This is a genomic window from Kitasatospora sp. NPDC004240 (genome assembly GCF_053603215.1).
In genome coordinates, this window is record NZ_JBSGFD010000248.1 from 1 (window position 1) to 10,864 (window position 10,864).

Genomic DNA, 10,864 nt, shown 5'->3' on the forward strand with positions numbered 1-10,864 from the left:
CCCCGCCGCCCGTCGACGGGCGGCGGGGGCCACGGCACGGCCGCCACCCGTACCGCCGGCGGGCCGGCGGCCGGCCCGCACCCGCCGCCGCCCGCGGAGACCGACCGCCAGACCGACCGCCCCCAGGAAGGATCGGCATGACCCACCGGCGTTGGTTCACCCCCTGGCTGCTCGTCGGCCCGGCGGTCGTCTGGCTGGCCGTCTTCAACCTCTGGCCCTCGCTCAACACGGTGATCCTCTCCTTCACCGACGCCAAACCGCTCGGCGGCGGCCGGTTCACCGGCCTGGACAACTTCCGACGCGCCTTCGACGACGAGCAGTTGGCCGACGCCCTGACCAACAGCATCGTCTACCTGCTGGTCTGCCTGCCGCTGCTCACCGTCCTGCCGCTGCTGCTCGCCCTGCTGGTCGAACGCAGGCTGCCCGGCATCACCTTCTTCCGGACGGCCTTCTACACCCCGGTGATCGCCTCCGCCGTCGTCGTGGCCCTGATCTGGGGCTGGGTGCTCGACGACCGCGGCCTGATCAACGGCCTGCTCCAGCACACCGGCGCCGCCGACGGCCCGGTGCCCTTCCTCACCGACCGCTGGCTGCTGCTCCTCAGCGCGATCGCCCTGACCACCTGGAAGGGCCTCGGCTACTACATGGTCATCTACCTCTCCGCGCTGGCCAACGTCGGCCGCGAGCTGCACGAGGCCGCCGCCGTGGACGGCGCCGGAGCCGTCCGCCGCTTCTGGCACGTCACCCTGCCCGGCGTGCGGCCCACCATGGTGCTGGTCTCGGTGCTGATATCGGTGTCCGCGCTGCGGATCTTCTCCGAGCTGTACGTGCTCTCGGAGGGCACCGGCGGGCCCGGCGGGCGCGACATGTCGGTGGTGATGCTGATCCAGATGTACAGCCGCGGCTTCACCGGGCACCTCGGCTACGCGTCGGCGCTCAGCCTGCTGCTGTTCCTGATCACGCTCGGGCCGCTGCTGTTCCTGCTGCGCCTCAACCGGAAGGCGGACTGATCCCGTGCTGCCCGACTCCGCCCCGCGCACCGGTCCCGCGCCCGCCGACGCATCCACCGCCCCGCCGGACACCGCCCGGCCCGCCGGCACCCGGCGCGCCACCGCAACCTGGTCCGCCACCGCGGCCGTACGCCGCGCGCGCCGGGCCCGCGGCTTCAACAGCCCCTCCCCGGCCGGCGCGGCACTGCGCTACCTGCTGCTCCTCGCCGTCCTGCTGCTGGTGATCGGCCCCTTCCTGTGGCAGCTGTCCACCTCGCTCAAGGGCCCGGCCGAGGACATCTACACCCGCGACCCGGGCTTCGTGCCCGAGCACCCGACGCTGGAGAACTACGCCCGGGTCGCCGACACCATCCCGGTCTGGACGTACGCCGCCAACTCACTGACGGTGGCGGCGATGGCGGTGTTCGGCAACGCCTTCGGCGCCACCCTGGCCGGCTTCGCGCTGGCCCGGCTGCGCTTCCGCGGGGTCCGGCTGCTGCTGGGCCTCTTCCTGGCCACCCTGGTGCTGCCCGGCGAGGTCACGATCATCTCCCAGTACGTGACCGTGCGCAGCCTGGGCCTGGCCGACACCCTGCCCGGGGTGGCGCTGCCCGGCGCGATCGCGATGCTGAACGTGCTGCTGATGCGGACGGCGTTCGCGGCCGTCCCGCCCGAGCTGGACCAGGCCGCCCTGGTGGACGGGGCGAACGTCTGGCAGCGGCTGGTGCACGTGGGCCTGCCGAACGTCCGCGGGATGCTGAGCGTGGTGGTGATCTTCACCTTCATCGGCGCCTGGGACGACTTCCTCTGGCCGCTGATCGTGCTGACCGACCCGGACAGGTACACGCTCACCGTCGGGCTCCAGTACCTCAACGGCACGTTCAGCGCCAACCCCCGGCTGATCGCGGCCGGCACCATGATCGCCTTCCTGCCGATCGTCGTCGTGTTCGCGCTCTGCCAGCGGTTCTTCTTCCGCGGGGTCGAGGAGGGCGCCGTGAAGGGCTGACCGGGATGGTCCCCGTCGCCGCCGAACACTGCCGGACACCACCCGCGAGCACCGTCGAGCATCGCCGAGCACCACCCGCGAGCACTGCCGCCCCCATCGGAGCCGATCGAGGAAGCAGACCAGCCATGACCGCCGACCGGACCGACCGGACCGACCGGACCACCGATCCCACGGCCGACCCGACGCCCGCGCCGCGCTTCGGCGTCAACTACACGCCCGCCGAGGGCTGGTTCCACCACTGGCTCGACTTCGACCTCGACGCCGTCCGGGCCGACCTGGACTCCGTCGCCGCCCTCGGCCTGGACCACCTGCGGGTCTTCCCGCTGTGGCCGCTGTTCCAGCCCAACCGCACCCTGATCCGCCCGCGCGCCGTGGAGCAGCTGGTCCAGCTGGTCGACGCGGCGGGCGACCGCGGCCTGGACGTGGCCGTGGACGGCCTCCAGGGCCACCTGTCCAGCTTCGACTTCCTGCCGTCCTGGACCACCACCTGGCACCGGCGCAACCTTTTCACCGATCCCGAGGTCATCGCCGGCCAGAGCGCCTACCTGCGCACCCTCGCCGGCGCGCTGCGCGAGCGGCCGAACTTCCTGGGGATGACCGTCGGCAACGAGATCGACCAGTTCTCCGGCGACCCGCACCCCGACCCGGACCGGGTCACCCCCGACGAGGCCACCGCCTGGCTGCGCCGGATGCTGGCCGCCTGCGAGGAGGGCGCCCCCGGCCGGCTGCACCTGCACGCCTCCTACGACGCCGCCCACTACCTGGACGAACACCCGTTCACACCCTGGCACTCGGCGCGGCTCGGCCGGGCCACCGCCGTGCACTCCTGGGTGTTCAACGGCACCGCGCAGCTCTACGGCGCCCGCTCCACCGCGGTCACCCAGCACGCCGCCTACCTGGTGGAGCTGTCCAAGGCCTGGGCCGACGATCCCGGCCGGCCGGTCTGGCTGCAGGAGGTCGGCGCGCCCGCCCCGCACATCACCGCCGAGGAGGCCGCCCGGTTCACCGGGGACACCGTCGCCGCCGTCCTGGACTGCCCGGGCCTGTGGGGCGTCACCTGGTGGTGCTCGCACGACGTGGACCGCGCCCTGGCGGACTTCCCCGAGCTGGAGTACGGCCTGGGCCTGCTGACCAACGACCGCCGGGTCAAGCCCGCCGGCGCCCGGCTCGCCGGGGCCGTCGCCGCCGTGCGCGCCGGCTGGACCCCGCCCCCGCCGCGCACCACCGCGCTGGTGGTGGACACCGGCGGGGAGGACGGGTCGCCCGAGCGCGCGCCGTGCGGCCCCGGCGGCGCGGTGTTCGAGGCGTTCATGCGGCTGGCCGAGGACGGTGTCCGGCCCACCACCGTCCTCGCCGAGCGGGCCGGCGACCCGGCCCACCTCGCCGCCCGCGGCATCACCGAGGTGGTCACCTGCGACGACGTACGCTGACCATCCGTCACGTCCCTGCCCGAGAGCCCGTTCACCGGTTACGACATCTGGAGCCGCCGCCGTGCACGATGACCGTACCTTGATCGAAGCCCGCCTCAAGCGCGTCCTGACCGAGCGCGTCCTGCCCGCCGTGTACCCCGAGTCCGTCCCGCTGGAGGTGGGCATCTGGACGGCGCCCGGCGAACCCGTCCCGGTGGCCGAGGGGCTGGCCGCCCCGCGCCGGCCGATCGCCGTCGGCGAGGAGTGGGGCGCGCCCTGGAGCACCAGCTGGCTGACCGTCTCCGGCACGGTGCCCGAGGCCTGGGCCGGGCGGACCGTGGAGGCGCTGATCGACCTGGGCTTCGACGCCAACATGCCGGGTTTCCAGTGCGAGGGCCTGGTCTACCGCCCGGACGGCAGCCCGGTGAAGGGCCTCAACCCGCGCAACCAGTGGGTGCGGATCGCCGAACGGGCCGTCGGCGGTGAGCCGGTGCTGCTGCACGTGGAGGCCGCGGCCAACCCGGTGGTCCTGGACTACCACCCGTTCGTGCCCACCGAGTTGGGTGATCCGGAGACCGCCGGGGAGCAGCCGCAGTACCGGCTCGCCCGGATGGACCTCGCGGTGTTCGACCGTACGGTGTGGGAGCTGGTGCTGGACCTGGAGGTGCTCGGCGAGCTGATGGCCGAGCTGCCGGTGGAGGGCTCCCGTCGCTGGGAGGTGCTGCGCGCGGTCGGGCGGGCCCTGGACGCGATCGACCTGCAGGACGTCAACGGCACGGCGGAGGCGGCCCGTTCGGAGCTCGCCGGGGTGCTGTCCTCGCCCGCCGTGCCGTCGGCGCACCGGATCAGCGCGGTCGGCCACGCCCACATCGACTCGGCCTGGCTGTGGCCGCTGCGCGAGACGGTCCGCAAGGTCGCCCGGACCACCGCCAACATGACCGCGCTGCTGGAGGACGAGCCGGACTTCGTCTACACCATGTCCCAGGCGCAGCAGTACGCCTGGATCAAGGAGCACCGCCCGGAGGTGTACGCCCGGGTCAAGAAGGCCGTGGCGGAGGGGCGGTTCGTACCGGCCGGCGGGATGTGGGTGGAGTCGGACACCAACATGCCCTCCTCGGAGGCGATGGCCCGTCAGTTCGTGCACGGCAAACGGTTCTTCCTGGAGGAGTTCGGGGTCGAGAACCACGAGGCCTGGCTGCCGGACACCTTCGGCTTCACCGGCGGGCTGCCGCAGATCATCCGCAACGCGGGCTCCCGGTGGCTGCTGACGCAGAAGATCTCGTGGAGCCAGATCAACCGGTTCCCGCACCACACCTTCCTGTGGGAGGGCATCGACGGCACCCGGATCTTCACCCACTTCCCGCCGGTGGACACCTACAACTGCTCCATGAAGGGCTCCGAACTCGCCCACGCGGAACGGAACTTCAAGGAGAAGGGGGCGGCCGGACACTCACTGGCGCCGACCGGCTGGGGGGACGGCGGCGGCGGCACCACGCGCGAGATGGTCGGCAAGGCGGCCCGGCTGCGCGACCTGGAGGGCTCGCCGACCGTGGTGTGGGAGCGGCCGGCCGACTTCTTCGCCCGGGCGCAGGCCGAGTACCCCGAGCCGCCGGTCTGGGTGGGCGAGCTCTACCTGGAGCTGCACCGCGCCACCCTGACCAGCCAGGCGCGCACCAAGCAGGGCAACCGGCGCAGCGAGAACCTGCTGCGCGAGGCCGAGCTGTGGTGCGCCACCGCCGCCGTACGCGCCGGACTGGCCTATCCGTACGAGGAGTTGGACCGGATCTGGCGGACGGTGCTGCTGCACCAGTTCCACGACATCCTGCCCGGCTCGTCGATCGCCTGGGTGCACCGGGAGGCGGAGGCCACGTACGCGCGGATCGGCGCGGAGCTGGAGGAGCTGATCGGGCGGGCGCAGCGGGCGCTGGCCGGGGAGGCCGGGGGCGGGCGGGAGCTGGTGTTCAACGCGGCGCCGCACCGGCGTTCCGGTGTCCCGGCGGGCGGGGCCGCGGTGGCCGGGGCCGCGACCGGTGGAGCCGTGGCGGCCCAGGACCCGGCCGGCGGGTGCTCGGTGACGGCGGAGGGCGGCGGCTTCGTCCTGGACAACGGGCTGCTGCGGGTGGTGCTGGACGGCGACGGGCTGATCGTCTCGCTGTTCGACCCGGCCGCCGGGAGGGAGGCCGTCGCGCCGGGCACCCGGGCCAATCTGCTGCAGGTCCACCCGGACTTCCCCAACATGTGGGACGCCTGGGACGTGGACAGGTTCTACCGCAACACGGTGACCGATCTGACCGCCGCCGAGGAGGTCACGGTGACCGCCTCCACGCCGCAGGAGGCGGCGGTGCGGGTGAGCCGTTCCTTCGGTTCGTCCACGGTGGTCCAGACGCTGACCCTGCGCGCCGGTGCCCGGCGGCTGGACATCGACACCGAGGTGGACTGGCACGAGACGGAGAAGTTCCTCAAGGCGGCCTTCCCGCTGGACCTGCACACCGAACGCTACGCCGCCGAGACCCAGTTCGGGCACCTGTACCGGCCGACGCACACCAACACCAGCTGGGAGGCGGCCAAGTTCGAGGCGTGCAACCACCGCTTCGTCCACCTGGCCGAGCCGGGCTGGGGCGTGGCCCTGGTCACCGCCTCGACGTACGGGCACGACGTGACCCGGACGGTCCGGGAGCGGGACGGCGGGACCACCACGACGGTGCGCTTCTCGCTGCTGCGCGCGCCGCGCTTCCCCGACCCGCGCACCGACCAGGGCGTGCACCGGTTCCGGCACGCGGTGGTGCCGGGCGCCGGGATCGGCGACGCGGTCCGCGAGGGGTACCTGATCGGCCTGCCGGAGCGCCGGGTGACCGGCACCGCCCAGTCGGTGGAGCCGCTGGTCACGGTGGACGAGGACGCGGTGGTGGTCAGCGCCGTGAAGCTCGCGGACGACTGCGGCGGCGATCTGGTGGTGCGGGTGTACGAGTCGCACGGCGGCCGTGCCCGGGCCCGGCTCGGCGCGTCCTTCCCGATCGCCTCGGCGGTGCCCTGCGACCTGCTGGAGCGGCCCTGGGACGGCACCCGGGGAGAGGTCACGCTCACCGGCGGTGAGGTCGAGCTGACGCTGCGCCCGTTCGAGCTGATCACCCTGCGACTGCGCGCGGCCTGACCGGTACGGTCGTGCGGCGTCCCCGTCCCGCGGTCGGGGACGCCGCCGCCCGTCGTCGTCACCGTCTGGAGTTGCCGTGACCGCCCTGACCGCCGCCATCGACATCGGTGGCACCAAGATCGCCGGAGCGCTGGTCGACGAGGCCGGCGGGCTGCACCGGCGGACCGAACTGCCCACGCCCGCCCGGGAGTCGGCCGATTCGGTGCTGACGGTGGTGGAGCGGGTGCTGGACCACCTGGCCGGGGACGCGGAGGGCTGGGCCCGGGTGCGGGCCGTGGGCGTGGGCAGCGCGGGCCCGGTCGACACCGCCCGCGGCACGGTCAGCCCGGTCAACATCCCCGGCTGGCGGGACTTCCCCCTGGTCGCCCGGATCGCCGCGCACCCGGCGGTGGGCGGCCCCGCCGGCGCGCTGCCGGTGACCCTCGCCGGGGACGGTGTGGCGATGGCCGCCGCCGAGCACCGGCACGGCGCCGCGCGGGGCGCCGACAACGCGCTCTGCCTGGTGGTCTCCACCGGGGTCGGCGCCGGACTGGTGCTGGACGGCGCGGTGCGCCCGGGCCCCAGCGGCAACGCCGGCCACCTCGGCCACATCACCGTGGACCTGGACGGCGAGCCCTGCCCCTGTGGCTCGCGCGGCTGCCTGGAGGGCCTCGCCAGCGGCACCGCGATCGCCCGCCGCGCCCTGGCCGAGGGCTGGCGGCCGGCCGGCGAGGACCGCTCGGCCCGCGCGGTCGCCGACTCCGCCCGGGCCGGCGACCCGGTGGCGCTGGCCTCCTTCGACCGCGCCGCCCAGGCCCTGGCGGCCGGGATCGCCGCCACGGCGGCCCTGGTCGACCTCCACCGGGTGGTGATCGGCGGCGGGGTCGCGCAGACCGGCGAGCTGCTCCTCACCCCGCTGGCCCGGCACCTGGACCGCTACGCCGCGCTGCCGTACGTCCGCGGCCTGGACGTCCGCCGGGCCGTCCTCGGCCCGGACGCCGGCCTGGTCGGCGCCGCCGCGCTCACCCTCGCGGGCCGCCGCTAGGGCCTGGCATGACCGGCGACGACCTCGTGCACCACGGCGCGCAGCCAGCGGTGGGCGGGGTCGGCGTCGTTGCGCGGGTGCCAGGCCATGCCGATGTCGACCGCCGGGAGGTCCAGCGGGATCTCGAACAGGGCCAGGCCGAGCGCGCGGGCGGTCCCCTCGCCGAAGCCGGCCGGCGCCAGGCCCACCAGATCGGTCTCCCGGATCAGCAGCAGCGCGGTGGCGAAGCCCGGCACGGTCGCCACCACCCGCCTGGTGAGGCCGAGTTCGGCGAGCGCGTGGTCCACCGGGCCGTGCGCGCGGCCGTGCCGGGTGACGACCAGATGGCCGGCGGCGGCGTACTCCTCGACCGAGGGGCGGTGCACGGGGTGGCCCTGACCGTCCGGGTGGCCGTCGGCAGGCGGGTGACCCCCGGCGGACGGACGGCCCCCGGCGAGCGGGTGGCCGGCCCGGGTGACGCCCACCACCCGGGTGGTGGTGAGCCGTTGGGTACGGGTCTCGGGGTCGGTGTGGTCGACCACGCCGACCTCCAGGTCGACGGTGCCGTCCCGCATCGCGGCGGTCCCCTCCAGGTGCTCGGGGAGGAAGCTCAGCGTCACCCCCGGCGCCCGCTCGCGCACCGCGGCGATCAGCGCCGCGCCGACGACGGTCAGCAGCACGTCCCCGACCTGGAGGGTGAAGCGGCGCTCCAGCGCGTCCGGCCGCGGAGCGCCCACCGGCACCAGCAGCGCCTGCCCCCGGGCGACCAACGCCCTTACCTCCGTGCGCAGTTCGATCGCGCGGGGGGTCGGGACGAGGCCGCGCCCGGCCCGTACCAGCAGGGGGTCGCCGAGCACCCGGCGCAGCCGGGCGAGGGTGCGGCTCATCGCCGGGGCGGAGGTGTGCAGCCGGTGGGCGGCACCGGTGACACTGCCCTCCTCCAGCAGGGCGTCCAGGGCTACGAGCAGATTGAGGTCGAGATCCGGCACGGGTCGATTATCACCGACGCAATGACTCCTGACCATCGTTGCACTGGTCGCAATCCACTCCTCCGGCCTACCGTCGGTGACGTCAACTCGACGACTAGACAAGGGAACTGACATGCGTGACGATCTGCTCGCGGTGGCCTGCCTGGGCTCCCGTTCGGTGGTCCTCCTGGCCGCCGACGACTACCGGACGCTGGGCGAGGTGGCGCTGCCGCCCGAGCCGCACGAGCTGGTGCTCGACCCGGCCCGGCGGCTGCTCTACTGCACCGTCACCTACCGCGACGGCATCTACGAGCGGCACGGCGAGCGCGCCACCGAGCTGGTGGTGATCGACCCGGACGCCCGGAAGGTGGTCGACACCCTGGACCTGAGCCCGGAGCACGCCCCGCACGGGCTCGCGCTGGACCCCGTCCGCGACCTGCTGTACGTGAGCGTGGAGGCCGGCCCGGCGGGCGGCGGCGGGGTGCTGGTGATCGACCTCGCGACCCGTGAGGTGGTCGACCGGATCGCCACCGGGGCGCCCGGCCCGCACTGGTTCGCCATCACCCCGGACGGCGGCACGGGGTACGCGGCCAACAAGGAGGCGGGCTTCGTGACCGTGGTGGACCTCGTCGGCCGCCGGGCGTCCGGCCTGGTGGAGGTGCCGGGCAGCGAGGGCCTGGCGCCGACCCCGGACGGCCGGTGGGTGGTGGTGGCCACCCCGAAGCTGGCGCTCGGCGGCCCGCTCGCCGCGCCGCCCGCCCTGACGGTGATCGACACCGCGAGCGGCGAGGTGGCCCGGACGCTGCCCCTGGAGGCACCCGCCCTGGCGGTGCACCTCACCGCCACCGGGCTGCTGCTCGCGGCCGAGGTCCACCTCGCGCCGTCCGCGCCGGACGGCGGGCTGCCCGTCCCGGTGAACGGGCGGCTGCGGATCTTCGCCCCCGGCCCGGTGCCGGGCGGCTTCGAACCGCTGGCCTCCGTCGAGGTCGGCCACATCCCGCTGACCGTGCACTCCTCGCCGGACGGCCGCCTCGGCTACGTGTCCAACACCGCCTCGGACACGCTCACCGTGGTGGACCTGGTCCGCCACGAGGTGGTGACGGAGGTCCGGGTGGGCGGGGACGCCGACGCCGGTCCGCACGGCATCGTCCACGTCCCCGCCCGGCCCTGAACCCGGAAGCCCGACCGGCGTCCGGTCCCCGGGAGCAGGGCGGTGTGCCGCGACCCATCCCCTCAGGGGCCGCGGCACACGATCAGGGCAGGCGGGTTACGGCGGGCCCGCCCGTCAGATCCGCTGCCACAGCGCGGGCACCGACGACGGCTCCCAGCCGGCCTGTGCCTGGTGGCCCTGGAGGCAGCGGTAGCTCGCGCCGCCGTAGGTCACCGTGTCGCCGGCCTTGTAGACCGTGCCGGCCGCCCAGGTGCCGGAGGGGTCACCGGGGCCGGGACCGGGGCCCGGGCCGTCGGCGGAGGTCTTCAGCGTCAGCCCGTAGCCCTGCAGGATCGGGTTGAGCGGCTGGAAGTACGTCGTCCCGCCGCTGGAGCAGGTCCCGCTCCCGCCGGAGGTGACGCCCTGCGCCTGGCTGCCCGAGATGTACGAGCCGCCGGAGTCGCCCGGCTCGGCGCACACCGTCGTCCGGGTGACCCCGGAGACCGTGCCCTCCTGGTAGGTGACGCTGGTGTTGAGCTGCTGGATCGTGCCGCAGTGCCAGCCGGTGGTGGAGCCCGAGCGGCACACCGAGGCGCCGACCGGCTGCTGCACCGAACCGGCGACCTGCACGTTCGCGCCGCCGGAGCCCTTCACGTACGGGGTGGCCGTCCAGTTGGAGTTGGTCGCCACCCAGGCCATGTCGTTCCCGGGGAAGACCGAGGCCTGGAACGAACCCTGGGAGACCTGGTTGTACCCGGTGGTGGTGGTGCCGGCCCGGCCGCAGTGCCCGGCCGTCGCGAAGCCCTGGGTGGTGCCCCGGGTGATCGGGAAGCCGACCGAGCAGCGCCCGCTGCCGTTCATGTAGTACGCGTCGCCGCCGCGGATGTCGTACAGCGGGCGCGGCGCCTGCTCCACGGTCCGGACGGTGACCAGCGCGCGGTCCACGCCGCTCGCCGCGACCAGCCGCTCGGCGGCGGCCGGCGTGGTCGCCTCCACCGTCAGCCGGTTGGTGCGGACGTCGACGTACCAGACGGAGCCGGCCTCGGGCCGGGCGGCGGCCGCCCGGTCCAGCGCCGTCCTGGCGGTGTCCAGCGTGCCGAGGTCGTGGGCCACGACCACGGCACGCGCCCCCGCCGCGCGGATCAGCGAGATAGGAAAAGCACACCATAGAAAACCAATACCAACCGA

General features: G+C 74.5%; 8 protein-coding genes. 6 read left to right on the forward strand and 2 right to left on the reverse strand.

The window, feature by feature from the left end:
* The first annotated feature begins 137 nt into the window (after positions 1 to 137).
* The 5 genes from ACWEQL_RS37535 (at position 138) to ACWEQL_RS37555 (ending at position 7,579) form a co-directional block, all read left to right on the forward strand.
* Positions 138 to 1,010: a carbohydrate ABC transporter permease gene (locus ACWEQL_RS37535; RefSeq protein ID WP_452155257.1), complete on the forward strand. Its 873-nt coding sequence runs from the start codon at positions 138 to 140 to the stop codon at positions 1,008 to 1,010.
* Between the two features lie 7 nt (positions 1,011 to 1,017).
* A complete protein-coding gene (locus ACWEQL_RS37540) occupies positions 1,018 to 1,995 on the forward strand; it encodes a carbohydrate ABC transporter permease (protein WP_452155269.1) in 978 nt (325 codons plus the stop codon).
* Between the two features lie 125 nt (positions 1,996 to 2,120).
* Positions 2,121 to 3,425 (forward strand): glycoside hydrolase 5 family protein, encoded by a 1,305-nt coding sequence (locus ACWEQL_RS37545; RefSeq protein ID WP_452155259.1) that lies wholly within the window; start codon positions 2,121 to 2,123, stop codon positions 3,423 to 3,425.
* Positions 3,426 to 3,486: 61 nt separating this feature from the next.
* Positions 3,487 to 6,555, forward strand: coding sequence for an alpha-mannosidase (locus ACWEQL_RS37550; protein WP_452155261.1), 3,069 nt, complete (start codon positions 3,487 to 3,489; stop codon positions 6,553 to 6,555).
* Between the two features lie 76 nt (positions 6,556 to 6,631).
* Positions 6,632 to 7,579, forward strand: a complete 948-nt coding sequence (locus ACWEQL_RS37555) for an ROK family protein (RefSeq protein WP_452155263.1) — start codon at positions 6,632 to 6,634, stop codon at positions 7,577 to 7,579.
* On the opposite strand, the gene ACWEQL_RS37560 is transcribed toward ACWEQL_RS37555, so the two are convergent.
* Positions 7,576 to 8,547, reverse strand: a complete 972-nt coding sequence (locus tag ACWEQL_RS37560) for a LysR family transcriptional regulator (RefSeq protein WP_452155265.1) — start codon at positions 8,545 to 8,547, stop codon at positions 7,576 to 7,578. The two genes, ACWEQL_RS37555 and ACWEQL_RS37560, sit on opposite strands and share 4 nt — an antisense overlap.
* A gap of 112 nt (positions 8,548 to 8,659) precedes the next feature.
* On the opposite strand from ACWEQL_RS37560, the gene ACWEQL_RS37565 reads away from it, so the two are divergent.
* On the forward strand, positions 8,660 to 9,697 hold the full coding sequence (locus tag ACWEQL_RS37565) for a YncE family protein (RefSeq protein ID WP_452155266.1): 1,038 nt from the start codon (positions 8,660 to 8,662) through the stop codon (positions 9,695 to 9,697).
* Between the two features lie 114 nt (positions 9,698 to 9,811).
* Here the strand turns inward: ACWEQL_RS37565 and ACWEQL_RS37570 are convergent.
* The coding region (locus ACWEQL_RS37570; RefSeq protein WP_452155267.1) for a carbohydrate-binding protein at positions 9,812 to 10,864 on the reverse strand (1,053 nt) is incomplete at its 5' end.

Excerpts from the sequence above, each read along its gene's own strand:
- ACWEQL_RS37535 (WP_452155257.1), top strand. The coding sequence starts at position 138 with ATGACCCACCGGCGTTGGTTCACCCCCTGGCTGCTCGTCGGCCCGGCG.
- ACWEQL_RS37545 (WP_452155259.1), top strand. The coding sequence starts at position 2,121 with ATGACCGCCGACCGGACCGACCGGACCGACCGGACCACCGATCCCACG.
- ACWEQL_RS37565 (WP_452155266.1), top strand. The coding sequence starts at position 8,660 with ATGCGTGACGATCTGCTCGCGGTGGCCTGCCTGGGCTCCCGTTCGGTG.